Annotated in this window: 23 protein-coding genes, 1 pseudogene and 2 riboswitches; of the genes and pseudogenes, 7 read left to right on the top strand and 17 right to left on the bottom strand. The window is 65.3% G+C overall.

Annotated features, from left to right (window positions below; all coding sequences use genetic code 11):
- Positions 1-199: 199 nt before the first annotated feature.
- A riboswitch (cyclic di-AMP (ydaO/yuaA leader) is annotated at positions 200-342 on the bottom strand.
- 385 nt (positions 343-727) lie between these two features.
- A complete protein-coding gene (locus IEX97_RS05670; protein ID WP_188881656.1) occupies positions 728-1,645 on the top strand; it encodes a sulfotransferase family protein in 918 nt (305 codons plus the stop codon).
- Between the two features lie 9 nt (positions 1,646-1,654).
- Here IEX97_RS05670 and IEX97_RS05665 read toward each other — a convergent pair whose 3' ends face one another.
- The 7 genes from IEX97_RS05665 to IEX97_RS05635 all read right to left on the bottom strand — a co-directional run bounded on the left by IEX97_RS05665 (position 1,655) and on the right by IEX97_RS05635 (position 9,093).
- On the bottom strand, positions 1,655-3,184 hold the full coding sequence (locus IEX97_RS05665; RefSeq protein ID WP_188881655.1) for a tagaturonate reductase: 1,530 nt from the start codon (positions 3,182-3,184) through the stop codon (positions 1,655-1,657).
- A 71-nt stretch (positions 3,185-3,255) separates the two neighbouring features.
- Entirely contained in the window at positions 3,256-3,960 is a 705-nt protein-coding gene (locus IEX97_RS05660) for a hypothetical protein (RefSeq protein WP_188881653.1), read from the bottom strand.
- 45 nt (positions 3,961-4,005) lie between these two features.
- Complete coding sequence (gene rbsK / locus IEX97_RS05655; protein WP_229776460.1) at positions 4,006-4,953, bottom strand: ribokinase; 948 nt, start codon at positions 4,951-4,953, stop codon at positions 4,006-4,008.
- A 44-nt stretch (positions 4,954-4,997) separates the two neighbouring features.
- A complete protein-coding gene (locus IEX97_RS05650; RefSeq protein WP_188881652.1) occupies positions 4,998-6,272 on the bottom strand; it encodes a nickel pincer cofactor-dependent isomerase, group 22 in 1,275 nt (424 codons plus the stop codon).
- 51 nt (positions 6,273-6,323) lie between these two features.
- Positions 6,324-7,151, bottom strand: coding sequence for a sugar phosphate isomerase/epimerase family protein (locus IEX97_RS05645; RefSeq protein WP_188881651.1), 828 nt, complete (start codon positions 7,149-7,151; stop codon positions 6,324-6,326).
- Between the two features lie 90 nt (positions 7,152-7,241).
- A complete protein-coding gene (locus IEX97_RS05640; RefSeq protein WP_188881650.1) occupies positions 7,242-8,012 on the bottom strand; it encodes an SDR family oxidoreductase in 771 nt (256 codons plus the stop codon).
- Complete coding sequence (locus IEX97_RS05635) at positions 7,996-9,093, bottom strand: Gfo/Idh/MocA family protein (protein WP_229776459.1); 1,098 nt, start codon at positions 9,091-9,093, stop codon at positions 7,996-7,998. The genes IEX97_RS05640 and IEX97_RS05635 overlap by 17 nt, the downstream gene beginning before the upstream one ends.
- A gap of 331 nt (positions 9,094-9,424) precedes the next feature.
- Between IEX97_RS05635 and tnpA the strand changes: the two are divergent.
- Positions 9,425-9,816: pseudogene (tnpA, locus tag IEX97_RS05630) on the top strand (IS200/IS605 family transposase).
- Positions 9,817-9,998: 182 nt separating this feature from the next.
- Entirely contained in the window at positions 9,999-10,988 is a 990-nt protein-coding gene (locus tag IEX97_RS05625; RefSeq protein ID WP_308426188.1) for an RNA-guided endonuclease InsQ/TnpB family protein, read from the top strand.
- 14 nt (positions 10,989-11,002) lie between these two features.
- On the opposite strand, the gene IEX97_RS05620 is transcribed toward IEX97_RS05625, so the two are convergent.
- Positions 11,003-11,671: a YesL family protein gene (locus IEX97_RS05620; protein WP_229776470.1), complete on the bottom strand. Its 669-nt coding sequence runs from the start codon at positions 11,669-11,671 to the stop codon at positions 11,003-11,005.
- A gap of 55 nt (positions 11,672-11,726) precedes the next feature.
- Positions 11,727-13,268 carry a xylulokinase gene (gene xylB / locus IEX97_RS05615; protein WP_188881648.1) on the bottom strand — a complete coding sequence of 514 codons (1,542 nt, stop codon included), beginning with the start codon at positions 13,266-13,268 and terminating at the stop codon, positions 11,727-11,729.
- Positions 13,269-13,434: 166 nt separating this feature from the next.
- Between xylB and IEX97_RS05610 the strand changes: the two genes are divergently transcribed.
- On the top strand, positions 13,435-14,286 hold the full coding sequence (locus IEX97_RS05610; RefSeq protein ID WP_188881647.1) for a L,D-transpeptidase family protein: 852 nt from the start codon (positions 13,435-13,437) through the stop codon (positions 14,284-14,286).
- Between the two features lie 64 nt (positions 14,287-14,350).
- On the top strand, positions 14,351-15,265 hold the full coding sequence (locus IEX97_RS05605; RefSeq protein WP_188881646.1) for an aldo/keto reductase: 915 nt from the start codon (positions 14,351-14,353) through the stop codon (positions 15,263-15,265).
- 56 nt (positions 15,266-15,321) lie between these two features.
- Here the strand turns inward: IEX97_RS05605 and IEX97_RS05600 are convergent, their stop codons facing one another.
- Genes IEX97_RS05600 through IEX97_RS05590 form a run of 3 tightly spaced genes read right to left on the bottom strand, consistent with a single transcriptional unit; the run spans position 15,322 to position 18,793 of the window.
- The gene (locus IEX97_RS05600) at positions 15,322-16,632 is read right to left on the bottom strand and encodes an ATP-binding protein (protein ID WP_229776457.1); all 1,311 of its coding nucleotides are present in this window, start codon (positions 16,630-16,632) and stop codon (positions 15,322-15,324) included.
- A gap of 14 nt (positions 16,633-16,646) precedes the next feature.
- On the bottom strand, positions 16,647-17,378 hold the full coding sequence (locus IEX97_RS05595) for a response regulator transcription factor (protein WP_308426187.1): 732 nt from the start codon (positions 17,376-17,378) through the stop codon (positions 16,647-16,649).
- Positions 17,354-18,793: an amidase gene (locus IEX97_RS05590; protein ID WP_188881645.1), complete on the bottom strand. Its 1,440-nt coding sequence runs from the start codon at positions 18,791-18,793 to the stop codon at positions 17,354-17,356. The genes IEX97_RS05595 and IEX97_RS05590 overlap by 25 nt, the downstream gene beginning before the upstream one ends.
- A 91-nt stretch (positions 18,794-18,884) precedes the next feature.
- Between IEX97_RS05590 and IEX97_RS05585 the strand changes: the two genes are divergently transcribed.
- Complete coding sequence (locus tag IEX97_RS05585) at positions 18,885-19,496, top strand: DUF47 domain-containing protein (RefSeq protein ID WP_188881644.1); 612 nt, start codon at positions 18,885-18,887, stop codon at positions 19,494-19,496.
- Between the two features lie 26 nt (positions 19,497-19,522).
- On the opposite strand, the gene IEX97_RS05580 is transcribed toward IEX97_RS05585, so the two are convergent.
- The 4 genes from IEX97_RS05580 to IEX97_RS05565 are packed head-to-tail and all read right to left on the bottom strand — an operon-like array spanning position 19,523 to position 24,418.
- A complete protein-coding gene (locus tag IEX97_RS05580; protein ID WP_229776455.1) occupies positions 19,523-20,416 on the bottom strand; it encodes an SDR family oxidoreductase in 894 nt (297 codons plus the stop codon).
- Entirely contained in the window at positions 20,388-21,914 is a 1,527-nt protein-coding gene (locus IEX97_RS05575; RefSeq protein ID WP_188881642.1) for an acyl-CoA reductase, read from the bottom strand. Before IEX97_RS05575 ends, IEX97_RS05580 begins: the two co-directional genes overlap by 29 nt.
- Complete coding sequence (locus IEX97_RS05570; protein ID WP_229776453.1) at positions 21,901-23,046, bottom strand: LuxE/PaaK family acyltransferase; 1,146 nt, start codon at positions 23,044-23,046, stop codon at positions 21,901-21,903. Before IEX97_RS05570 ends, IEX97_RS05575 begins: the two co-directional genes overlap by 14 nt.
- Complete coding sequence (locus tag IEX97_RS05565) at positions 23,018-24,418, bottom strand: solute carrier family 23 protein (protein ID WP_188881641.1); 1,401 nt, start codon at positions 24,416-24,418, stop codon at positions 23,018-23,020. The genes IEX97_RS05570 and IEX97_RS05565 overlap by 29 nt, the downstream gene beginning before the upstream one ends.
- A gap of 121 nt (positions 24,419-24,539) precedes the next feature.
- A riboswitch (TPP riboswitch) is annotated at positions 24,540-24,650 on the bottom strand.
- Positions 24,651-24,813: 163 nt separating this feature from the next.
- Here IEX97_RS05565 and IEX97_RS05560 point away from each other — a divergent pair.
- Complete coding sequence (locus IEX97_RS05560; protein WP_188881639.1) at positions 24,814-25,593, top strand: uracil-DNA glycosylase family protein; 780 nt, start codon at positions 24,814-24,816, stop codon at positions 25,591-25,593.
- Here the strand turns inward: IEX97_RS05560 and sucB are convergent.
- Positions 25,529-26,340: dihydrolipoyllysine-residue succinyltransferase (sucB, locus tag IEX97_RS05555; protein WP_188881638.1), on the bottom strand; the 812-nt coding region annotated here is incomplete at its 5' end. The two genes, IEX97_RS05560 and sucB, sit on opposite strands and share 65 nt — an antisense overlap.

The raw sequence follows: 26,340 nt of genomic DNA, 5'->3' as shown, positions 1-26,340 counted from the left end.
AATCACCTCCGAAAGAGTAGGCTTATGTGCCGTGGAATGTTCGCCTAAAGGGGAACAACCACTGTCGTTAGAAATGACTCCAGGTTCGTAAGTGGACGTCAAACGATATTAAGCAGTGGAGGTTGCAAAAAACCCCTGTCGGCCATTTTTGACCAACAGGGGATCCACTCGACGCAAGAGGAATGCAGACACCCGGTCCAATCATTCTCTTAAACGCCTACGGAGTTAGCTGACGGGTTCGGGCTTAAGAGATTACCCTACGCCTGAGATGCTTTTCAGGCGATTCACCCCAAACATGGTGGGTCCCCCGTTTCCCTCTCGGGAATTCGGCGATGCAACATAATTCGGATATTCGATTTGTCTTCGGATTATCCCAGGAATCATTTCGAGAGTCAAAATGCACGGGTTGATTCATGGATGAGAACGAGGAAGAAAACGCGAGAATTCTGAAGCTGGTCGCGAATGGGAGTGTACTGAGGCCAAACATCCCTGTCGGCAGCGGGTTTTACGCTCGTTCAGCAGACCCTACTTAAGCCCCGAAAACTTCATACCGCTCACTGACACGATCGAGAACGCAGTCTGAGAAGTAAGGCTCTTTTTGCATCGCAATCAAAGATTCCCCACACATTTACATAATGAATCGTCCAATTCCAAGACTCTTTCATGAAATGTACACCATCCAACTTTGCCACTCAAATAAACTCAAAGAGGAAGGTGGTGTACGGTCATGAAACGCAAACCCAACTTTTTCATCATCGGGGCAGCCAAATGCGGAACGACTTCACTAAATCAATATCTGTGTCAACACCCCGATATTTACATGGCACCTCGTAAAGAGACCCATTTTTTTGCAATCCCCGACATGCCAGAAAGGTTTCAGGGACCCGGGGACGAAGTTTATATGTCGAATCTCATACGCACTGAGGCAGAATATCTCGCATTGTTCGATAATGTACAAGGTGAGTCAGCTGTAGGGGAATCGTCTGTCGGCTACCTCTTTTATCCTAAATCGGCCGAGCGCATCGCTCGGTGGGCCGACGATCCAAAATTCATTGTCATCCTTCGACATCCGGTTGACCGTGCATACAGCGCTTATATGCATCTTATACGTGATGGCCGTGAGACGCTGAGTTTTGCGGAGGGATGGCAGGCAGAGCCGCAACGGCTGAAAAACGACTACCAGCCACTTTGGATGTATCGACAGGGCAGCACGTATTTCCCGTCCCTCCAAAGATACTTTGAAATATTCGGGAAAGACCGTGTTATGGTGATTCTCTACGACGACTTCAAGCGCCAACCCGCAAAGGTTCTTAGACAAATATTCTCTTTCCTCGGCGTCAGGGAAGACGTCCCTATTGACACATCGATGCGTTTTAACGTAACCGGAATACCTCGTGGTCCTTTGTATCAATGGGCAACTTCATCGAACGCATTCACCCGATTAGTCAAACCTCTCATTCCAGCAAAGATTCGGCACAAGATACGGTTGACAGCTGTTCGTTGGAGTCTAAACAAAATCCCATTAGACGAAGAGAACAGGAGGCATTACCTGCGAGCCTTTGAAGATGATATTTACAACGTTGAGTGCCTTATTGGTCGCAACACCGGATGGTTGGCCACGGCGGGCAAAATTGAATATCTGTAACTCACCAAATCATCGGAGCGAGATGGGTATAGAGAGATCCTGTTGATGCTCCATGTCCTGCAGCTCCCTGCACAAAGCGTCGACCAGCCCTTCCACGCCGCCAAGGTCCTCTCCCCACAGCTCCGGCTGGGCGAGGAGACTGCGCACCATGTCCCGAAGGGCGATCTCCCGCCGCTCGAACGCACACCACGCCTGGTGAAACCGCGCGAGCACCTCCGGGTCATCGCGCAGGACGTAAGGCGTGCCCCGCCAGGTGATACCTGCGTAGCCCGCCGCGCCATCCTCCGCGCGGCGTACCTTGTACAACCGAATGAGCGCAGCGAACGACCGCACGATGCGCGGGGGCAAGGCGCCCTTGCGTTCCACATACGCTCGCAGCGAGGGCAACACCCGGACGCGAAACTTGCTGATACTGTTCATCGCGATGTCGAGCAGGCGGTGCTCGAGGAACGGGTTGGCGAACCGCTCCCAGACGGTCGCTGCGTACTGCTTCGTCTCAGCCTGGTCAAGCGGCAGCGTCGGGATGACCTCGTCGTCGATGGCGGATCGCACATGGGCGGCCAGTTCGGCGTCGGCCATGACCTCGCGCACGTGCGTGAGGCCGCTCAGGATACCCACCGGGGCCATCAGGGTGTGCGCCCCGTTGAGGATACGGACCTTGCGCAGCTGATAAGGTGTGAGATCCGCCACGACGTGCACGTTCAGGCCGGCGGCGCGAAACGGGAGCACCCGCTCCACCGCCTCGTCGCCCTGAATCACCCAGAGATAATACGGTTCGGCGACGGTCAGAAAGTCATCCTCATAGCCGAGCCGGCGCCGCCACGCCTCCGCCTCCGCCGAAGGGCAGGCGGTCACAATGCGGTCCACCAACGAATTCAAAAAACGGTTGTGCTGCTTGAGCCAACAGACAAACGCATCCGGCAAGCCCCAGTCGGCGCTGTGCCGCACCACGTATTCCCGCAAGCGGTCGCCGTTGCCCTCCACCAACTCGCACGGCAGACAGATGAGCCCCTTGTCGGCCGCGCCTTGAAAGTGCCTGAAGCGGCGGTACAGGAACCAGGTCAGGCGGGCGGGAAAGGACGCGGGGCACGCCGTTTCCGGGACGGGCACGGGCTCGTACACCAACCCCGCCTCCGTCGTGTTCGAGACGACGAACTGGAGATGGGGGTCCTCCGCCAACGCCAAGAATTCCGCCCACTGCTCGAACGGGTTGAGGATGGTGGAGAAGACCGCAATCACTTCGCTTCGCTCCACCGGGGTGCCGTCTTCCAGGCCGCGTACCACCAGCGTGTACAACCCATCTTGTGCCTGCAAGGCCCGCAGTACCTCAGCTCCCCCCGGCCTGGGCTGGGTGACGGCGATGCTGCCGTCGAACAGGCCCTGCTTGCGGCACGCGTGGATCATCCAGTCGAAAAAACCGCGCAAGAACCTCCCTTCGCCAATCTGGAGCACGCGCACCGGACCGTTCCCCGCCAGGTGCACGCCGCAGCCGGAACTTGCTCTCAATACCACGTCGCGTTGAAGACGAGGATACGCCATGTGCATCACCCGTTACGCCGCACGCGAGGTCCACGCTACCGCGGCCGGTTCTCGACATCCCGCGCGTGCCATCAGAAATTCGTCACACACCAGAACAACACCATGCCCCAGGCGTTTCGCGTCGCTTTACGTATGCTCCCGGCCACCACCATCAGTACGCCAACCAGCACGTAGGAGAGGCTCGGCAGAAACGGGGCACGGTACAGGATCACCTGCACCAAGGCATGCAGGATGCCGAACCACACGCCTGCCGCGATCACGTCCCGCCAGCGTACCTGGTCGCCGCGCGGGCTCAACCAGCCGTGGAACGCCGCAATGGCGTACGCCATCCAGACGCTTTCCAACAGGCCCCAGAACGGAAAGTACAAGGCGAGGACGAGCGGTGTGCCGAGGAAGCGGCGCGCTTCATCGAAATGAGGTGTGTGCAAGCCGTAGCGGGAAGAGACCAGCAGGAGGAGGATGTAGATCAAGCAGTACAACGCGCCGAGCAAGAGCGACTGCACCATCCCCCGCGTGGTGAAGCCGAGCGCCCGCCAGCCGGGATGGGCGAACTGGATGATGAACAGCGTCGGCAACAAGACACATTGCAGCACCAACCCCTGCCAGAAGCCGACGGGTGGTGGATAATGGACGGGCCAGCGTGCAATGAACGCGCCGAACAGCGGCAGGAGAAGGACAAACGCGTCGCGTGCATGAAGCCACCGCGGCGCACGTTCGCGCGTGGGCCAAGGATGGCCGGCAAGCCGGGCATTCCAGTGCCATGGCAGCCCTCGCACGGAAATCACCCCCTTCTCCCGATCACGTTCGGCTGCGGCTGCCGATCACGTTCGGCCGCCGCGCTGTACCGCCAAAAACGCCTCAATCTCCGCGCGCGCCGGGATGGACGCCTGCGCACCCGGCCGCGTGACCGAGATGGCAGCCGCAGCGGCGGCGAAATGCAGCGCGGCCGCCACGTCGCCGGTGCGCACCCATTCGGCCGCGAATGCGCCGATGAACGTATCGCCCGCCCCCGTGGTATCGACCACGTCCACCGGATACGCCGGCAAGCGGATGCTCCGCCCGCCGCGGTCCCGATACAAGACGCCGTCCCCGCCGAGCGTGAGCAACACCGCTTCTGCACCGGCGGCCACCAATTGCGCCGCCGCCTCGGCGGCGCGTGCGTCGTCCGTGACCTTGACGCCGGAGACCGCCTCGGCCTCCGTCTCATTGACGGCGAGGAGATGCAACAACGGCAACACGTCGGCAGGAACCGCAAACGCCGGGGCCGGGTTGAGGCAGACCCGCACGCCCGCGTCGTGTGCCGCCGCGATGGCGGCGCGGGTGGTTTCCCAGGGGATCTCGTTTTGCAGCAACACGATGTCGGCGCCGGCAAAAAGCGGCCGCGCGGCCACAAGGTCGGACGGGCTGAGTTTGCCGTTGGCACCCGCGGAGAGGATGATGAGATTCTCCCCCGCGTCGTCCACGTCGATGAACGCCAACCCCGACGTGCCCTCCTTGCGCAACACGGCGGCGGTGTCCACACCAGCGCGCTGGAGGTTCGTGATGAGCTCGTCGCCGAACCCGTCGGTGCCGACCGCCCCGACCATGGTCACGCGCGCGTCGGCGCGGGCGGCCGCCACCGCCTGGTTGGCCCCCTTGCCGCCCGGGTGGTACGACGTGCCGAGGCCGTGCACCGTCTCCCCGGGCCGCGGGTGCCGGTGCACCCGGTTCACCACGTCCATGTTGATGCTGCCGATGACCATCACGTTCGCCATGCCCACGTTCGCCATGCCCATCCCCTTTCCGTTCGCGCGCCGTGCGCCAAGATGGCGGTTCACCAAGATAAGGTTATGTTACCATGCGCGTCGAACGGGATGGGAGCGGGCGTGCCGACCACTTCCATCTGCGTGCGCGGCGTCTCCGCGAGCAGGCTCTCCGAGATGTACAGCTCCCCGAGGTGCAACGTGTTGCGGATATACACCAGGCGCACCCGGTCGAGGTCGAGCCGGTTGCACGTCTTGACGGCCGCGCGGATGGCGTCGCGATCGCAAGGGAGCGTCATGGGAATCTTGGTCGGTCCGACCACGGTGGACGTCAGGCCGTTGGCGTACGTGGCGGTCCGGTCCATCTTGTCCACCAGGCGTTGGGTGGTGAAATCGGCGGTCCCGACGCCGTTCGCATTGCCCTGGGAAGCGTCCGTCACGTCGAGGACGACCATCTTTTCGACGCGCGGGCCGCCGCTCGCGTACGGCGTCGGGTAGCGCCCGGTGATGTTCGGGTCCATGCCGTCCCCGCTGATGTCCTTGCCGATCTCGTGAATCACGAGGACGTCCATCTCATCGAACGGCAGCCGCGGCAGCAAAGCCTTCGCTTCCTCGAGCAGGGCCGGCTCCTCCTGTTCGATCTCGTCCGCCGCCAACGCCGCCACCCGCGCCGTCTCGTCGTACGCGTTCTCGACGAGCGCCACGCCGAACAACACCGGCAGCCGCGCGAGGATGATCCGCCCCATCGCCGGGACGTGCTCCGCCATGCGGCCGAAACCGAGCTGATGGCACGCTTCCGCGCCCTTCTGCTTGCCGAGACCGATCGCCAGCATCTTCATCAAGCCGCTCTCAAACCGCCCGCGAAACGCGGTGTGCGGCTTGACCCGGTTGATGACGACGATCCCGTCCGCCCGGGCGGCGTACGCGTCGACGTAGACGGGCAGGCCGTTGTCCAATCGCCCAACCTGCACCACGTCCATCGTCGCCCGGATGGGCGCGCCGGCCGTGGCTTCCGTGATGCCCAAGTGGGCGAGCACCTCCGTCTGGCCCGCCGCCGTGGCGCCGCCGTGGCTGCCCATCGCCGGTACGAGGAACGGGTCGCCGCCTTGCGCCCGGACCGCTGCCACCACCTCCCGCGTCACCACGTCGATGTGGCGGATGCCGCGGCTGCCGACGGCAATCGCGACCGACATCCCCGGGCGGACTCTGTCCAACAGCCCCGGCCGTGCGAGCGCCGCCCGCACCGCCGCAGGCACATCGGCGACGCGCGGAGCCGGGAAGGTCTGCCTCACCTTCACCACCCGCGGCAGCGGGATGTCGCGCAACAACGCTTCCAATACGCTCATGGTCTTCCTCCACCTTGAGGTTTCGGCTCAACCGCCGGCTGAACCCCCGTCTTATACGCCGCCGGTGGCTTCGCCGCCGGTCTCCTCCCACAGCGCCCTCAGCACCGTGATATGCTGCGGCAGCGCCTCCTCGGCCGGTTGCAGCTCCGGGTGCCACTTGCGCTCCCACTCGACCGACAACCATCCACTGTAACCGGCGGCGCGCAATGCCCGCAGGATCTCCCGCACCGGGACCTCGCCTGCGCCGAGTGGCACCAAGTCCCAGCCGTCACCGCGGCGGCGTGCGTCTTTGATGTGCACGTGGCGCAGCCAGGGAGATAGGTTCGCCATCGTCTCCGCCGGCGTCTCCCCCATGCGGTACGGGTGGTGCACGTCCCACAGCGCACCGAGGCGCGGATGGCGCGCCGCGGCCAGCGCGTCGCGGACCCGTGCCGAGGGCGAGAAGTCGTCGTGCGTCTCGAGCAGGATGTCGACCCCGGCCGCGTCCGCCGCCTCGGCCACGCGCGCCAGCGACTCCGCGAGACGGGCGATGCAGTCTGCCGCATCCCCCTCCATCTGGCCGCCGAAGGTGCGGACGAACCGAGCCCCCAGGCGGGCGGCGAGATCGAGATACGCGCGCAGTTCGTCCTCCTGGCGGCGGCGTTCCCCGGGATCTGCCATCGCGAAGCGGGTGGACGCCCCGATGCCGAGGATGGTCACGCCCGCCGCTGTCGCGGCGGCGCGGATGGCTTGCACGACACCTTCCGGCAGCCGCGCCGGGATGACCTCCCCTTCGTACAGCCGCAGTTCGACGCCCGCGTAGCCGTACGCCGCGGCGCGGCGCATCACCTCGTCCAGCGGCCACTCCGGGCAGGCGAGATTGGAATAGGCCAGTTTCACCGTCGGTTCCTCCTTATGTGCGGTGCATGGCAGGCGCGGCGGGAAGCGCAGGCGGCAGGCCTCTTGCGCCACTCCGTCCCCGCACCGCGGTCAAATGGTCATGGCGCCGAAACCGCCGTCGACGCGGATGAGCGCGCCCGTGACAAACCCCGACGCCCGCTCCGATGCGAGCCACACCGCCGTGCCCTGCAGCTCCTCCGGGCTGCCGAAGCGGCCCATCGGCGTGTGGCGCAAGATGGCCTCCGTCCGTTCCGGCGTGAGGATGCTGCGGTTCTGCTCCGCCGGGAAAAACCCGGGGATGATGGCGTTGACGCGGATGCCGTACGGCGCCCACTCGCGCGCCAGGTACTTGGTCACGCTGTTGACCCCGGCCTTGGAAGCCGAGTAGGTGAACACCTTGGACAAGGGCGGATCGGAAGAGACGGAGGAGATGTTGATGATGCTGCCGCCGCGCCCCTGTTCCATCATCAGGGCGCCGAACACCTGGCAGGCGAGGACGACGCTCTTGAGGTTCACGGCCATGATGTGGTCCCACTCATCCATCGTGAGTTCGAAAAAGGGTGTCGAGGAGTTGGTGCCCACCGAGTTGACAAGGATGTCGCAACCGTCGGCCCACGCCTGCACCGCCGACGCCAGCTCGGCCAGCGCCTGTTTGTCGGTGGGCTGTGTGAGGAACACCTCGGCTTCCCCGCCGCCTTCCCGGATGCGCGCAACCACCGCTTCCGCCTTTCCCCGGTTGCGCCCGGCCACCGCCACCTTGGCGCCATGCGCGGCGAGGCCTGCGGCGATGGCGCCGCCGAGCGTGCTGGTGCCGCCGAGGACGACCGCCACCTTGCCGTGCAAGTCAAACAGATTCGCCAACGCGCACTCCCTCCTCCGCCGGGCGTCGCAACGGCAGCCGCACCGGCCGGCCCATCCGCGCCGACTCGTAGATGGCGAGGATGATCTCCAGCGGCTTGCGCCCCTCTTCCCCGTCCACGAGCGGATCGCGTCCCTCCCGGATGGCGTCCACCATGTCCTGGAACTGTACCCGGTGCGTGCCGTCAAACCGCGCGGCCAGTTCGGGCGGCATGACCCCGGGGTCGTCGCGCAGATCGACGGCGGCTGGATCGCCGTACGGGTGGTCACCGGCTGCCGGCTTCACGTACACATGGGCGAGCGTGTCGTTTTCGATGACCGCGGTGCCCTCGCTGCCGACGACGGTGATCCGCACCGGCAGCCCAGGGTAGGCCGCCGTCGTGGCGACGATGGTGCCCAAGGCACCGTTGCGGAAGCGCAGCGTGGCCACGGCCGCGTCCTCCACCTCAATCCGTTCGTGCGCAAACGTCCCGGTGTGTGCGTACACTTCCTCGACGGGCCCCATGAGGTACTGCAGCACGTCCACATTGTGGATGGACTGGTTCATCAGGGCCCCGCCGCCGTCGAGCGCCCACGTCCCCCGCCACGCGCCGCTGTCGTAATACCCTTGCGAACGGTACCAGTACATCTGGGCCTCGCCCAGCACCAACCGGCCGAGCCGCCCTGCATCCAACAACCGCTTCACCGCCTGTGTGGCGGCGTCGAACCGGTGCTGGGAGATGACCGCCAACTTCACGCCCGCCCTGCGGCAGGCCGCAATCACGGCGTCCGCCTTGTCCAATTGGACGTCGAGCGGTTTCTCCACCACCACGTGCTTGCCTGCGCGCGCCGCGTCGATGGCCATCTGGGCATGCAGACCGCTCGGCGTCGCGATGGTGACCACCTGGATGTCGGGGCGTGCCAACATCTCCTGGTAGTCGCGGTACCATAAAATTCCGTATACTTCCGCCATGGCCCGGCCTTTTGCCTCCACGATGTCCGCGACCGCGACCAGGCGCGCGCCCTCCGTCTTGAGGATTGCGTCCGCGTGCGTGCGGCTGATGACGCCGCCGCCGATGATGCCGAATCCGATGCGCTCCGCCACCGGCTCTCCTCCTTGTTGCGTCCGCGCACGCCGGTCCTGCCCGCCGCAGAGAATCCGGCGCTGCGCCAGGTGCCTTTCCGGCACCTCCCCAGCGCCAGTATAGCGGAAAGCGCCTTCGCATCCCCACGCGCGCAGCCGAAGCAGACAAACCCGCACGCGCGTCTGCGCCGCGTCTGCGAGCCCGCACGCCGATTTGGATACGATTCGAAACGAATACACCCGGTTTTTTACGATGACCAAAGCACGGCCGCCGCAAGCCCCAGGCTTCAGCCCTGGGGATAAGGCGGCCTAGTCTTTTTGATTAGATATCTTTGTGAGATATAATATTTCCATGAAGTACAAATCCAATCGAAACGTTGTGTATTCATGCAAATACCACGTTGTTTGGTGCCCGAAGTATCGCCGAAAGGTTCTGGTGGACGGTATAGATGAACGGCTCAAGGAAATTCTCCGAGCCGTAGCGGATGAACGCCGTGCTGAAATCATCGAAATGGAGGTCATGCCGGACCACGTACATTTGCTTGTGGAAGTGGATCCGCAGTTTGGTATCCACCGATTGGTTAAATAAATGAAAGGTCGGTCGTCGAGAATCCTGCGTCAAGAATTTCCGTGGCTTAGGAATCGGTTGCCGTCGTTGTGGACCAACACTTACTTTGTCTCCACCGTAGGGGTGCGCCGCTTGCTGTCATCAAACAGTACATCGAAAACCAAAAATCGGTATGAGGTGCGGCGACTGCGCTTGACCCCCACTCCGCAACTCGATACCCTGGCGCGAGCGGCTGGAGGTTTGTATCCCCGTGTCGTCGTGGATTTCTGGCGCACCGTTCGCAAGCGCGGTGTCTGGTTAAAGCCGTCATCCATGATGCGATGGCACACGTCGTACCAACTTCACGCCCACAGCGCGGATGCAGTGGTGCAAAGTTTCTATGCCGCTCTCAAATCTTGGCGCGAGCGTCGGAAAACAGATCCACAAGCCAAACCACCGTTTCGTCTGCGGCGCTACTTTCGAGTCCAGTGGAAATCGTCCGCGATCCGGGTTCAGAATGGAAATCTCATCCTCTCCAACGGGCGCGGAAATGCTCCGCTGGTCGTGCCATGGGCCTGGGAAACCCCTGTTTTGGTCGAACTGGGTTGGACGGACGGGCACGGATTATGAACTGCGGGCCGTGTACTCCCGACCGGCGGCAGATCCCGTAGCGGAAGGAGGCGTAGCCGGGGTAGACCTGGGAGAGATTCATCTGGCCGTGGTCCACGACGGGGCGCAAACGCTCATATACAATGGGCGGGAACTTCGGGCTAAACGACAGTATCAGAACAAACTCAAAGCCCGTCTTGCCGCGAAGCTGTCGCGGATGCGGAAGGGGTCTCGCCGCTGGCGAAAGCTGCAGCGAAGCAAACGGAAGCAACTGCGCAAACTCGGACATCAAATCCGGGATATTCTGCACAAGCAGACCACCGCTTTGGTCTCCACGCTCCACGAGAGAGGCGTGCAGACGGTGGTGATTGGCGATGTGCGGGATCTCCGGAGGCGTGTGGAATACGGGCCTGCAGCCAACCAGCGAATTCACCAGATGGTAACAGGGATGGTTCGCTGGCTGATCACCTACAAAGCCGAACAGCTTGGGATGCGGGTGGTTATCCAGGATGAGGCATACACCTCCCAGGAATGCCCGCGATGCGGAAGTCGCTACAAACCCCGAGGGCGAGAGTATACCTGTTCGGTCTGTGGGTTCCGTTTTCACCGAGATGGTGTCGGAGCAATCAACATACGGCGCAAGTATCTGGGCCAAGGCCCAGTAGTTGGGGTGATGGCGTCCCCCACGGGCGTGCGGTGGCGTCCGCACCTGCGTGCTCGTGTAGCTCGCGATAAGCGAGAAAGAATCCCCGCCCTTTAGGGCTGGGGAGAACGTCAAGTGCCGTCCTGTGCGCCGCCGTGCTCCCGGTCAACCGGGGCCCCGGCCGCTTCCGGCGATCCGACCGCGCGCGCCTCCACCTTCCGCATGGCGCCATAGGCCACCCACATGATGATGACCGCCCATGTGCTGATGCTGAACGCGGGGATGAGCCCGCGCACCATGGTCACCATGACGAACAAGGCGACAAGCAGCAAGATGGTGCGCAACGGCTGGACCATGCCGAGGGCAAACGCAATCCGCAGATAGCCGAGCAACCGCGTTTGGTAGTGCACGAACGCTGGGAACAGGTACACCAACACCACGCAGTACGCCAGGAGGACGCACAGCACCGCCAGGTTCATGACCGCGTACCATAGGCCTTGGTGGTGGCGGAAGAACCACAGATCCACCGCCAACACGCCCCCGATGGCTGCCATCAGGTACAGGAGCAGGTTGGCGGGGATGAACTCCCGCCGGTACGAGCTCCAAAACGTGCGGAATACCCCGACGTCCGTCTGCCCCTGCACCCACTTGCGGGCGACGGCGAACATCCCGGCCGTCGCAGGCGCAAGCCCGAACACGACCAACCCGAGCAGGCTGAATGCCATCCACAGCACCTGCAGCCAGAGCAGGCGGGTGAACCAGTCCATGATGTCGTACAGCCGCCCCATGAAGCCTTGCATTTCCACCCGCGTTCCCCCCCTCGCGCCGCGGCGCTCGCCGCGGCGCCATCGCACATCAGCCGTGAAAACGGCGCACCAAGTCGTCCACCTTGCGAAACTCGCCCTGCAACGCCTGGTACAAACTGCGGTAGATTTCACCGTACGCGGCGTATACCGCCACCGCCTGCGGGTCCGGCTCGACGGCACCCACGGTGCGGACAAACCGCCGGCACGCCTCCTGAACGGATGGATAGATCCCGGCGCCGACACCGGCCAGAAGCGCCGCCCCAAACGCCGGCCCTTCATTGGCGTGGATGGTGGTCACCGCCCTGCCGAACACGTTGGCGAGGATGGACCGCCACAACGGGCTGCGCGCCCCGCCGCCCGAAGCACGGATCTCACCGACCGGAATGCCGAGCCCCTCAATCAGCGCCAGGCAGTCCTGCAGGCTGTAAGCCACACCCTCCATCACCGACCGGATCAGGTGCGCCCGTTGGTGGCGGCTGGTGAGACCGAAGAAGACCCCTTTGGCCGCCGGGTTCAGGTGGGGTGTTCGCTCGCCGTTCAGATAAGGGAGGAACAACAACCCCTCCGATCCCGCCGGTGCCTGGGCCGCCTCTTGGGTCAACAGTTCGTACGCGTCGATGCCGAGCAATCCCGCGGCCGCCGTCTCCAGTTGTCCCAACTGATTGCGCAGCCACTGCATCGATCCGCCCGCCGCCTGGGTGACCCCCATGACGTGCCAGGCGCCCGGGACCGCGTGGCAGAACGTGTGCAACCGTCCGAGCGGGTCCTTGAGAATGGTGTCGGTGAACGCGAAGACGACCCCCGAAGTGCCGATGGTGGCCGAGACGGCGCCTGGTTCCACGATCCCGTTGCCTACCGCACCCGCCGCCTGATCACCCGCGCCGGCCACCACCAAGGTGCTCGTCGCAAGGCCGGTCGCAGCCGCCGCCTCGGGTGACACACGGCCGACCACCTCATGCGATTCGTGGACGGGCGGCAGCCAAGCGGCCGGGACACCGAGCGCCTGCAACATCTCGTCCGACCACCGGCGCGCTGCGACATCGAAAAACAGCGTCCCCGAGGCGTCCGACACATCGCACGCCAGCTCGCCGGTGAGCCGGAAGCGGATATAGTCCTTGGGCAGCAGCACGTGGGCGATGCGTTGGTAATGGTCCGGCTCGTGTTCACGCACCCAGAGCAGTTTGGTGGCGGTGAAGTTGGGCAGCGGCGGATTGGCCGTCCACGCGATGGACCGCTCGACCCCGACGTGGGCCGCAATCCAGTCGGCCTGCGCCTTCGTCCGCTGGTCGTTCCACAGGATGGCCGGCCGGATGACCTGACCCTGCCCGTCGAGCAAGACCAACCCGTGCATCTGTCCCGAGAATCCGACGGCGGCCACGTCCTCCGGGCGGACTCCGGAGGCCGCCATCACGTGGCGGATGGCGGCGACCGTCGCCGCCCACCACTCCTCCGGCTGCTGTTCCGTAAACCCGGGAGCCGGTTGATAGAGAGGGTAATCCCGCAGCGCACCGGCGAGCGGCTGGCCAGCCTCGTCAAACAGCACCACCTTCACTCCGGAAGTGCCGACATCAATCCCTAAAAGCGCTTGCATCCGCGTCACTCCTTCTCCTGCGTTCCCTGGTGATGAACCTCTGCAAAAGATTCGCCACGCCGCCCTGTTCCCCTGCCGGCACAGCGCCGTCATCCTCGCACATGACGGTGCATACGTATGGAGATTGAGTGTTTGCCGCGCTTGGAACGAAACGGGGGTTCCGTCGATGCCTGTCAGACTGCGCGCGTCTCGCATTCATGCATCGTTTTGCGCTGGTTCCCTGTTTGCAGGTTCCCTGTTTGCTGGTTCCCTGTTTTTCTTCGCTGCGGGATTTCCCGCCCCAGCCGCCACCCCCGTCCCCGTCCTGCACCCGGGTGAGCGTTCGCCAGCCGTCCTGCGCCTGCAACAGGCGTTGGCGGAACTCGGCTATTTGCCCGTTTCCTTTACACCCTCCGCCCCCGAACCGGAGACGGCCGCAGCGCAGTTGCGAACCATCGCGGCGCCGCTGCCCGGGCAATTCCGTTGGCGGTACGCGAACGTGCCTGCCTCCCTGCGCCGTTTGTGGTCTCCCGGCGAATATTCCGTCATGGTGCAAGGCGCGGTGATGACGTTTGAGGCAAGTCACGGCCTCGCCGTCGACGGACTGGCCGGACCGTTGGTCTGGGGTGCACTGGCCGACGACTTGGCGCATCAGCGCCAGGTTCGGCGCCCATATGCGTACGTTTACGTTTCCCTTCACCTGCCGCAAACCCTCTCCCTCTGGGAAGCTGGCCGCTGGTTGGACAAGAGCCCTGCCAACACCGGCATCCCGGCCGCCCCGACGCCGCAAGGTACGTGGCCCATCTACCTGCGTTACCGTGCCCAAACCATGACGGGCTACACCCCGGACGGCACCTCCTACCGGGACGAAGGCGTCCCTTGGGTGAGCTATTTCTACCGCGGCTGTGCCATCCACGGCTTCGTTCGGAAAGAGTACGGGTATCCACAGAGCCTTGGCTGCGTCGAACTGCCTGTCGCGCAAGCGCAGGCTGTTTGGCAACACACCACGTACGGCACCCTCGTCACCGTCGGGCCATGACTTGTCCATCCTCATCCCATGGCCATCCTATGGTACAATGCCCCTGAGAGCGAGGCGATCCGTGATGAAGTACCGCAAACTCGGCCCGAGCGACCTGTACGTGAGCGAAATTGGCCTGGGTTGCATGTCATTGCCCGCAGACGAGGCGGAAGCCATCCGCATCCTGCACGCCGCGTTCGATGCGGGCGTCAACTTCTTCGACACCGCCGATCTCTACCAACACGGCCGTAACGAAGAGGTGGTCGGCCGGGCGTTCAAGGACCGGCGCGACAAAGTGATCCTGGCGACGAAGGTGGGCAACCGTTGGCGGCCGGACGGCAGCGGTTGGGACTGGGACCCGTCCAAGGCGTATATCAAACAGGCGGTGTACGAGAGCCTGCGCCGGCTTGGCACCGACTATATCGATCTCTACCAGCTGCATGGCGGAACCATCGACGACCCTGTGGACGAGACCATCGAGGCGTTTGAGGAACTGAAACAAGCGGGCGTCATTCGCTGGTACGGCATTTCCTCCATCCGGCCGAACGTCATCCGCACCTGGGTGGCAAAATCCCGGATGGTCAGCGTGATGATGCAATACAGCATCCTCGACAGACGACCGGAGGAAGAGATGCTCGACCTGTTGGCCCGTCACGGCATCGCGGTCATCGCCCGCGGCCCGGTCGCACGCGGTCTTTTGTCCGCGCGCACCTTGCAGCCGGACGTGGATGTGCCCGCGTATCTCGGGCACACGCCAGAGGAAATTCTGCGTTTGGTGGAACGGCTGCAGGGATTGACCCTGCCCAACCGGACGCTTGCGCAGACGGCTCTCCGCTACGCCCTGGCACACCCGGCGGTGGCGACCGTCATCCCGGGCGCGAGCCGGATCGAACAACTCCAGGAGAACCTCGGCGCGGCCGGCGCACCAGAACTCACCGCGGAAGAATTGGCCCAGATCCGCAGCTGGATCAAGGCGGAGGTGTACACCCAACACCGGTGACGGCGCCGCGCGGCTGAGACGGAGCCGCGAGCGACAGGTCGGAAGCATGTGGCGCTTCACGCCGGGTCCAGCGCCGCGAGGGTGAACCAAAAATCCGACCCTTTCCCCGGCTCGCTCGCCACCCCCACCTCGCCGCCGTGGAGCGAGACGATGTGCTTGACGATGGCCAGCCCAAGCCCTGTACCGCCGGTCAGGCGGCTGCGGTCCTTGTCGACCCGGTAAAACCGCTCGAAGATCCGCGGCAGGTGCTCCGGGGCAATCCCGATGCCCGTGTCGACCACGTGGACCTTCACCCGGTCGACCAACCGCTCCGCGTACACCCGCACCTCGCCGCCGGCCGGTGTATAGTGGATGGCGTTGGTGAGCAGGTTGAGCAACACCTGCAGCAACTGGCCCTCGTCCGCCCACACCGTGATCCCTTCGACGCCTTCCGCACGCACCGCGAGCCCCCGCCGCGCCGCCTCGCCTTGGACGCGGACGAGCGCCGATTGCACCACTTCCGCGAGCGGCACCGGTTCGAGTTGCACCCGTGCGTCCTCCGCCTCCAGCTTGGAGAGGGTGAGCAAGTCGGCGACGAGCGCTTCCATCCGCACCGCCTCGTCGAGGATGACACGCAGGAATTCCTGTTCCGCTTCCGGATCCACGTCTCCCTCCAACAGTGTCTCCACAAAGCCGCGGATGGCGGTAATCGGTGTCTTCAGTTCATGCGACACGTTGGCGACGAAGTCGCTGCGCATCCGCTCCAGCCGATGCCATTGCGAGACGTCATTGACGAGGACGAGCGCATGGCGGGCCAGGGGGTGCGGAGAAGCATCGAGCGTCAGCGGCACCACGTGCGCCATCACCCGCAGGTCGTCCCGCAGCTGGAGCTCCCCTTGCCATGGCTCGCCGAACAAAAGCGCCCGGTCGACCATGGTGCACAGCGTGTAATGGCCGATGGCCGCCCAGTGCTCCGCGCCGACGCACTGGGCCGCCGGCCGCCGGAACATGCGTTCCGCCGCATGATTGATCAAGCGCACCTGGCCGTGGGCATCCAGGTATACCACCCCGGTGGTCATGCGCTGCAGGATCTCGACCAATACGTCCCTTTCCCGCCGCAGGCTGTCCACCTGCTCTTGCGCGGCGGCCGCCAACTCCGCCAACCGCCGCGCGCGCGCACCCATCCGCAGCCATGCGAACCGGTTCGAAAACGCCCGCCCGCCGGAGACGGCTCCGTCTTCGCGCGCCTGGCCGCCCGTCGCAGCCCAGAGCGCCGTGAGCGCCGCCGCGAAAGCACCGCGTTGAACGCGACACACCCCGTACCACGCCGCCCCTGCAGCCAGCGCCCCCAACGCCGCGCCGGCGCACAGCGCCACCCAAACCCCCATGCCTCATCCCCCGCTCAGTCGCCGTCCGGGCCCGCCGAGCTGAATTTGTACCCGACCCCGCGCACCGTGCGCAGGTAGACGGGCGACTTGGGATCCGCCTCAATTTTCTCCCGCAGGTGCGACACGTGCACGTCGACCATCCTGGTGTCGGTGGCGACCGTGTACCCCCAGATGCGGTCGAGCAGCTGGTCCCGCGTGAGCACCCGGTCCGGATTCGACATGAAATACTGCAACAACTCGTACTCCTTCGGCGTCAGGTTGATCCGCCGCCCTCGCACCCATACCTCGTGGCGGGCCAAGTCCATGCGCACCTCGCCGATGACCAACTCATCCCGGGGCGATGCCTGTTCCGGTGGCGCCTCCACCCGGCGCAGCACCGCTTTGGCGCGGGCCACGAGCTCACGCGGGCTGAACGGCTTGGTCACGTAGTCGTCGGCGCCAATCTCCAAGCCCAAGATACGGTCAATCTCCTCGTCCCGCGCGGTCAACAGAATGATGGGCACGTAGATGCGGTCCTGGCGCAGGCGGCGGCACACCTCCATGCCGTCAAGGCCGGGCAGCATCACGTCAAGGATGACGATCCGATACTTGTTCGGTTCCTCCCGGATCCGCTCGTACGCGCGGAGACCATCCGCTTCCGTCTCGGCGACAAACCCGGCGCGTGTGAAATTGTAAGCGACCAAGGTCTGGATGGCCGGTTCGTCGTCCACGATGAGCACCGTCATGGTGTCGGCAGGTCCAGGCATGACGGCAACCTCCGTCCATGTTGGGGCAACGCTTGTTCCACAGCGTGCGCCACTTGGTACAACCTTGCTTCGCCAAAACGCGGGCCCACCCACTGTACGGCCACGGGCAGTCCGTCCGCCGTCCATCCGCACGGCTGCGCCAATGCCGGATGCCCGGTGAGATTGAATGGACGGGTGCGCAGCAAAAGCGTCGCCACAAGCGGCCGTCGTTCGCCGCAAAGTTCCACCTCCCGCGCACCCAGCGGCTGCGCCGGCACCGCCACCGCCGGCATGAGAAGGACGTCGACCGCAGCGAACACCTCTTCCACTGCCGCCGTGAACACCTCTTGCATACGCTTGGCACGTACGTATTCATAGCCGCGCGGGTGGGCGCTCTGTTCCATGCGCGCACGGACCTCGGGATGAAGGTCACTGCCGCGCGCCGCAAGCACGGATTCGTACCGGTCGAACACCTCCGCCCGCTGCACCACATCCAGCGCCCACACCATCTCGGCAAGCGGCGGCAACGCCACCGGGACCGCGCGGGCGCCCAGGTCTTGCAGTATCCGCACCACCCGGTCCACCGCACCCGCCACATCAGGGTGCAGGCACTCGAACCATTCGCCTTCCGGCAATCCCACGCGCCAACCTGCCACCGGCCGACCCACGCCGCGGGTGAAGTCTTCCGGCGGCCGGCGGGCACTCTGCCCATCCCGCCGGTCGTACCCGGCCAACACGCTGAGGAAGACCGCGTTGTCCAAGACCGACTGGGTCAGCGGACCGACGTGATCGAGCGACGGCGCCAGCGGATGGACACCGTAGGTGCTCACGCGGCCGAACGTAGGTTTCATGCCCACCACCCCGCACAGCGCGGACGGGATGCGGATGGAGCCCCCCGTATCCGTCCCGACCGCAGCATGGCACAGCCCGGCCGCCACCGCCGCGGCCGATCCGCTGCTCGACCCGCCCGTCATCCGCGCGGGGTCATGCGGGTTGCGCGCCGGCCCAAACCATGAACAGTCGCCCGTCGGCCCGTACGCCAGCTCATGCGTGTTCACCTTGCCGATGACGATGCCGCCCGCGGCCCGGATGCGCTCAACCACCGCCGCATCGTCGTCCGGGATGAAGTCTTCATACCAGCGCGATCCCATCGTCGTGCGCACGCCGCGAGTGTAGACGATGTCCTTGACCGCCACCGGCGCGCCGAACAGAGCGCCGTGGGCGCCGCCCCGCATCAGTTGCTGCTCGAGCACCCTGGCCTTGGCGACGGCCGCCTCTGCGCAGACGGTGATGAACGCGTTCACCCGCGGTTGCCACGCCTCGATGCGGCGCAACACCGCCGCCACCACTTCCACGGGCGAGATGTGACGCGCTTTGACTGCAGAGACCAGGTCGACCAAGGTCATGTCGGTGATGGCCTGCGCACGGCTGTCCACCCGCGTCCCCTCCACATGACTTCTCCGATAAAGACCAGTATACTGTAGACCTTGGATGCACCTCCAGCCGTGGGGAAAGGAGCCGTCTGCCGTGGCAAAGCGGAGCGATCAATTGTTCGACTACTTGGTGCGGATTGCGGACAACCTGCGCCAGACCGCGGTCCTGTTCGAGCAAAACCTCGCCGACCTCTCGCACGCCGCCGCGTTGGCCAAAGCGGTGAAGGAGCACGAGACCAAAGGGGACACCCTGATTGCGGAGTTGGTCACGCTGCTCAACAGCACGTACATCACGCCGCTCGAGCGGGAAGACTTCCTCCAACTCGCGGTGAAACTGGACGACATCGTCGACGGGTTGGAAGCGTGCACCGTCCGCTTCGACCTGTACCAAATCCCGAGCGCCACGCCGGTGATGAAAGAGTTTGCAGCCACCATCCGCGAATCGGCCGCCGAGATCCTGGCCGCCATGGACAAGCTGCGCGCCCGCAAGCTCCTCGACATCCAGCAGCATACGCGCAAGCTCAACGAATTGGAGAAACACGGGGACCAGCTGTTGCGCCACTCGTTGCGCGAACTGTTCGCGGAAACCCGGGACGCCGTCACCATCATCAAATACAAAGAACTGTACGAGATCCTGGAGGACGTGACCGACCGCTGCGAGGACGTCTCGGACGTGTTGGAGTCAGTGATTGTGAAGAACGCATAGAAGCGACGCGCCGGGACACGACGGGGCTAGTCCCGCATCACCAATCCGCCGTCGACGCGCAGGCACTGGCCGGTCACCATCCTGGCCCAGTCGGAGGCGAGAAACAACACCGCGCCCGCCACGTCGTCCGGGGTGACCAGGCGGCCCATGGGCGTCAGGCGGATCACCTGTTCCCGCACGTCTTCCTTCGTCGGACGGCTGGCGTCGGTCGGCACCGTCAAACCCGGCGCCACACAGTTGACGGTGATGCCAAACCGGCCGACCTCCGCCGCGAGCGACCGCGAGTACCCGACGACGGCCGCCTTCGCCGCCGTGTAATCGTGGTACGGCACCAGCGGAAAGTCCACCAGGTTGCTGACGATATGGATGATGCGCCCGCTCGCCTGTGCCTGCATATACGGCAGCACCGCCTCCGCCATATGCACCACCGCGCCAAGGCTCGCCGCCACCTGGGCCTCCACCTGCGGCCATCCCGTCTCCCAGGCCAGTTGGCGTTGTTTCGGATCAAACCGGTAGTTGGTGAGGGCGTTGTTGACCACGACGTCGATCCGCCCGGCCGCCGCCACCACCTCGGCCACCATGCGGGCCACGGCGTGCCGTTGCCGGACGTCCGCCTGCACCGCCATGCCGTCCCCGCCGAGGCGGCGTGCTTCGTCCACCACGGCGGCGGCGAGATCGGCGCGCGACAGGTAGTTGACGGCGACGAACGCGCCGTGCGCCGCGAACGCCAACGCGACCGCGCGCCCGATGCCGCGGCTCGCTCCGGTCACCAACACAACCTTGCCGCGCAATCCCGGCGCCATAAAACCTTGACTCGTTGCGGACTGCACTGTGGGCTCATGCGCCATCCCCGGCTCATGCGCCATCTCCGTGGCTTCGTGCGCCATCTTATCATGCACCGTCCCATTCGACATCCGCATCCAGCCTTTCTGCCCATCGTTCTGCCGACGGCTCGATATCCACAAACCGCACCAAGTCCGCCAAATTGGGCCGCCCATCGTGGTGCCATCCGGCCATCGCCCGCGTCATCTCCCCCACCGCCGCAATCCGGCTGACACCGAGCTCCGCAAGCCGCTCGGCGAGGGGAAAGAGCCGCGCAGGATGAATGGCCACCCCAACCGATTGCAGGTACGGGCGGTACGGCGCCGCAGCCTCCACCGCGGTCACGACATCGTCGCACGCATGGACGTGGACGCTCCGGTTGAGCGGGGTGGGTGCGAAACCAGGTTCCTCGTGGTACACCACCGTCCATGCCGTGTCGTCCGTGCTCGCGAAGACGCGCGTGCCCTCCGCACCGGAAAACGCAAACGCACCGCGAAACGACTGGATGGCGAGCGCCTCTTCCGCCGCGACAGGACCGCGCGGCCGCCGCACCTGGTATCGTTCCATCTCCGCGGCGAGCAGCGCCGCGAACGCCGCCGGCGCCACCGCCCCGCCGCGCTCGACGAACACCACCTGCGGCGACATGCAGCTTTGTTGATCGTAGACGCAGATGTCGTCCGCCAGGCGGTGGCAGGTGTCGGCGTACCGGTCGGGTGCCAACGCTTCGCGGCCGATCACGGCGAAACTGATCCGATGGCCGTAGCGGAGAAAGCGCGCGTGCGGCGGGACCCGCCGGGCAATCGCGGCGACCGCCTGATCGGAACCGTATGCCACCACCGCGTCCGCCTGCGCCAACAGCGGCGCTTCCACCGCCTCGTCCCCGCCGCGCCAAGGCACGACGGCGAGTGCCCCGGCGAGGTCCGGGCGGATGTCGGCGAGGGTGCGCGCGAACAAGACGGCCATGAGCGGCTCGCCCGACGCCGGCTTGGCAATGGTTCCTGCCTTGACCAACAAGCCCATCACCAGGCTCCACACCGAAAGCCCGGGCACGTTGCCGGACAGGTAGTGGACCAAGAGACGCGGCCCCAAGGCGCGCACCCATCCCCCCGCCGGTCCGGGCCGGAACGCGTCGAGCACATCCGGATTCGCAAAGTCGGCGTCGAGGAACCGCCACAGCTCTTTGCGGCGAAAGGTGCGCAACAAGCGCTTCAATTCCAGCCGCACCGTCTCCGCGTCGTATCCGGTGAGCAGAGGCAGCAGCCGTTCCGCCCACTGGCGCGGCAGGTAATCCGGGTCGAGCCAACGGGCGACCGCCGCGTCAATCCAATCGACCACCTCGGCCGTCTTCAGCCGCGCCAGCGACGCGGCACAGGCTTTGCGCACGGCAGCCGCCAAACCAGCCATCGCGGCGGGCGTGACCTCCGGATACACCAGTTCGACGCGCACAGGCGCATCCCCTCCCGCCCCGGATCCAGGCAGGGACACGGCCACCGTGCGCCCGGGTGTCAGATCCACGCCGGGCGGCACCACCCACAAGGGCAGGCGGATGACCCCCTCGGCGGCAAGCCAGCCTGCGCGTCCCTCAGCCACGAACATCCCCCGCCGTCTCCCGCGCCGCCTGCAGGACCTCGTCGATGGCCGCCGAACACCCGCGCGCCTCGCTGCCCGCAATGCGGCCGATGAGTTCGAAACCGTGCGGCGTGCGCACGCCGAGGTCTTCCGTGAGGATGGCCACCGCCGCGTTCCAGTTGGCGAGATCGTAATGGGCGATGACGCCCGTCTCCCCCTCCGGCAGCGGCACAAGCGTATCCGGATGGAGGATGAGCGTGCGCACCCAGGCCGGGCCGGTCTTGTCACGCACCGTGCCGTTCGTGCAAAGGGTTTGGTCGTACAACTGGGAGCTCAATTCCGTCATCCCGTACATGTTGATGCAGCGATCCGCCGTCACCCCGAACCACTCTGCCATCCAGGCGTGAAACGCTTCGCGGCGAAGCTCGCGGCCATGCCCCTTCATGCCGCCCGTGTCGAACACGAGGCTCCCCGGCGGCAGCACGGCCCGCACGCCCCGCGCGCGCAGGGCGTCGACGACGTGGGCATAGGCGAAGGTGGCCCCGAGCACCATCACCGGCTGCGCCGCCGCGTGCGCTGCCGCGACGGCGTCCAGGAACGCATCGACGTCCAACCGGCCGGCGCGGAAGAAGAAGCGGCTGTCCGCGCGGCCGAACGTCTGCACGGCCACCGTGAAGTAGTGGGCGAGCGAGGAGTTGGGCATCTCGTCGTCCCCCGGCGAGAGGACGAACATCGTCATCCGCCCGCCCGGGACGGCGGACTCTGGGAGCACGAAGCGCCGGAAGCCGGTCCGCATCGACGCCTCCCACACCGCAAGCGACGGATGGAAGTTGCGTCCGCGCCGGTCCGGGCGGGTGGTGCCGCTGGTCATGAACACCGCCACCGCCTCCTCCGGCGGTTCGACCGACATCACGCCCTCCTTGAACGCCTGGATGGGCACGGGCGGGATGTCCTGCCAACGCCGCACGGTATGGGGCGTGCGCCGCCGTGCCTGGCAATAGCGGCGGTAGAGGGGGTTGTGTTCGAATTGATACGCGAAGATGCGCCGCGCCAATGCATCGAACGCCTCGTCGCAGACAGCGGAAAGACTCGTTTCACCCGCGAAGCGATGCATGTACGCCAGCACCTCGTCAACCACGCGCTGCGACTCGGGACGCACCGCCCTTCCCCCCTCGCCAACCGAGTGCCCGCGGCACGTAGACCAAGAGCACCTGCAGCCCGATGGCCGTCACGGCACCGACCAGGACGCTGTTGGACAACAGTTGTGCGGCCGCCCCGGACATGCCCGCCACGCTCTGCGGCAGGGCCACAGCCAACAGAATGCTCAAGCCGGCAATGGTGTAGTTGACCTCCGTCCGCTCCATGCGCAAGAGGATGGAGATCCCCGAGTAGACAAGCGACGCCGCCGCCGGCAGAAACACCCCGCCGACGACCGGATCGGGCGTGGCGGCCAGCACCGCCCCCACCTTGGGCACCAGGCCGAGGATGAGAAACAGGACGCCGGCGACGACCACCGGATGGCGCGATCCGACGCCGGTGATGCGCAACAGCCCCACGTTCTGCGCATAAGCGGTGGTGGGAAAGCCGCCGATGGCCGTCGAGAGCAGCGACCCGACCGCTTCGCCCGCAAACCCGTTGCGGATGCGGCGGGCGTCGAGATCCACCCCGGTCATCTCGGCGGCCGCCTGATAGACGCCGAGCGCCTCAATCACCGCGACGATGTACGCGATGAAAAACGTCACGAATGTCGCCCAGTGCCACTGTGGCCAACCGTACGGGAACACGCGCGGCAAGCCGAGCCATCCCTTGCCGGCCACCGCGTTGAAGTGGGTGCGGCCGAGCAGGGCACCGATGACATCCCCCGCGACGAGGGCGATGAGGAATGCATACGAACGCCAGGCCCCGCGGCCGAACAGCGACAACAAGAGCACGACGAGCGCCGTCGGGACGGACATGGCGAGGGTTTGCGCCGACAGAAAGCCGGGCGTCCCCGGCGATCCGCCGAGAAACTCGGACAGGGTGAAGCCGGAGAGCGCAAGGCCCACCACCGTGATGACGCTGCCCGAGACGACGGGGGTGAACAGGCGGCGCAACCGGTGGATGACGCCTGCAACCGCGAGCAGGAAGATGATGGCGCCGCTCACCAAAATGCCGCCGGCCGCCGCAGCCAGGTTGTTCGCCTTGCCGGCGGCGATCATCAGGGCGTCAAACGCCGCCGACGGGCCTTGCACAATCGGCAGGCGGGCGAGACGGGTCGCCTGCGTCAAGGTGACGATGCCGGCCGCGATGAAGATGGCGTTCACCATGTTGGAGGCGATGGCCGCCGGCAGGCCAATCATCGCCGCGACGAACACCGGATCGAGCCAACAGTTGGAGACGAGCACGTGCTGGATCCCATGCAACAGGGTACGCCATGGTGGCAACCGGTCTTCGACGCCGACGGACAGGTGCGGTGCGTCCGCGGTGTCGGCCGGGATAGTGGATGCAAACGCTGCCGAAGACGGGGATACGTCGCGCGTGGAGTGAGACATTCGGATCCGTCCTCCCTAGGTCGTGTTTTGCACCTGGGACCTGGACAGACCGCGAGCAGGGAGGGATAGGCTGCCGCCGCAAGCATCCGCTACAGCGACACGCCCGTGCACACAAGGTGTAGCCATTGGCATGTGCGTTCCCTTCGCTGGCATTACCCAGATCAGGTGCGACGGTCGATAGCGGATTAGCTATCCTCTCAGCCCGCTTCCGCGAGCTCCCGTACGATGGGGTGGTGCGGTGCCGCGCCGGGGCAACCCGCCGCGCGGCTCCATGATTACGATAGCACGGCTCACCGCAGACCGCAACGCGCAGAAACACTGCGCGCGGTCACCCAAAAAACCGCACACGCCGCGGCGTCGTCTGCTACAATGTCGTTGAACGGGAGGTACACGGCATGGCAGTCCAAGACGGCCGCGCACGCGCGGCGGAAGACTTGAAGTCTCTGTTTGTCGAGGTGCGCCAGCACCTGATGCAGTCGTACGAGGTCCCTGACCTCATTGGGCCTAAGTCCCGGCTCATCTTTCTGCTTGAATCGCCCCATGTGCAAGAGCTCAAGTACCGCGCGCCGGTGGCCGGCGCGTCCGGCGCGACCATGTCCAAACACCTGTTCGGCGAGGCGTACGCCAAGTTCCCGGTCGGGCTGTTGGTGAAAAAGAACCTCCTCGAGCAAAAAAACCGGCCGAGCCTCGACTGCATCGGCCTCATGAACGTCTCCAACATCCCGTTGCAACCCGCGGCCTACAGGGACCGGTCGGTCCACGAGCAGTACGGCGACTGGCTTTCCGCCTTGGCCCGCATCCGGGAGGACAACCAGCGCGACGACTACCGCGATCCGCTGCTCAACGCCGTCCAGGCGGCGATGGTCGAGTACCTGCGGGACAAGCTGCTGGCGCTGGCGGAACGGCCGTGCGTGGTCGTGCCGTGCGGCCGGTTCGCCCAGAAGTTCTTCCGGCTTGCGGGGGTCATGGGGCCGCGCTGGCAGGTCATCCACGGCGTGCCGCACCCGTCGTACAACGCGTGGGACAGAGCACAGTACCAGAGCGTGATTGCGGAAGTGCAGCGCGCCCTAGAGCAGCTGCGCGCTGCAACCGCCGGCGTCGCGGCAGCGGTCAACCTTCGAGCAACAGCGTCTCCGGATTCTCAATCAGCTCCTTCACCTTCGCCAGGAAGCTGACCGCCTCCGCCCCGTCGACAATGCGGTGGTCGTACGACAACGCCACGTACATCATCGGCCGGATCTCGACCTGTCCGTTGACGGCGACCGGGCGCTCCTGGATCTTGTGCATGCCGAGGATGCCCACCTGCGGTGCGTTGAGGATGGGCGTCGAGAACAGGGACCCGAACACCCCGCCGTTGGTGATGGTGAACGTGCCCCCGGCGAGATCGGCAAGGGTCAGTTCATTGGCCCGCGCCTTCTTCGCCAGGCGGTCAATCTCCTGTTCAATCTCCGCGAACGTGAGCCGGTCTGCGTTGCGCACCACAGGCACAACCAGGCCGTTTTCGGTCGCCACCGCGATGCCGATGTCGTAGTAGTGCTTGATGATCATGTCCTCGCCGTCGATTTCGGCGTTGAGCCGCGGGAACTGCTTGAGCGCACCGACGACCGCCTTGGTGAAAAACGACATGAAGCCAAGGCTCACCCCGTACTTCTCCTTAAAGGCATCCCGCCGGCGCTTGCGGATTTCGATGACCGCGCTCATGTCGATCTCGTTGAACGTGGTGAGCATGGCGGCGGTATGCTGCGCTTCCACCAAGCGGCGGGCGATGGTGAGGCGCCGGCGCGACATGCGCACCCGCTCCTCCCGCGGCGGCTCCGCGGCAAGCGGCGGCACGGAGGGCGGAGCCGACGCCGCGCGCGCCGAAGCGCCTGCCGCAGGTGCGGGCGCACCGGTCCCCGCGGATGGCGCACCGGCCCCCGCCG

Origin of the sequence: Paenalicyclobacillus cellulosilyticus (assembly GCF_014647315.1) — a bacterium.
GTDB lineage: Bacteria > Bacillota > Bacilli > Alicyclobacillales > Alicyclobacillaceae > Alicyclobacillus_J > Alicyclobacillus_J cellulosilyticus.
This window is presented reverse-complemented; position numbering and strand designations above follow the sequence as displayed.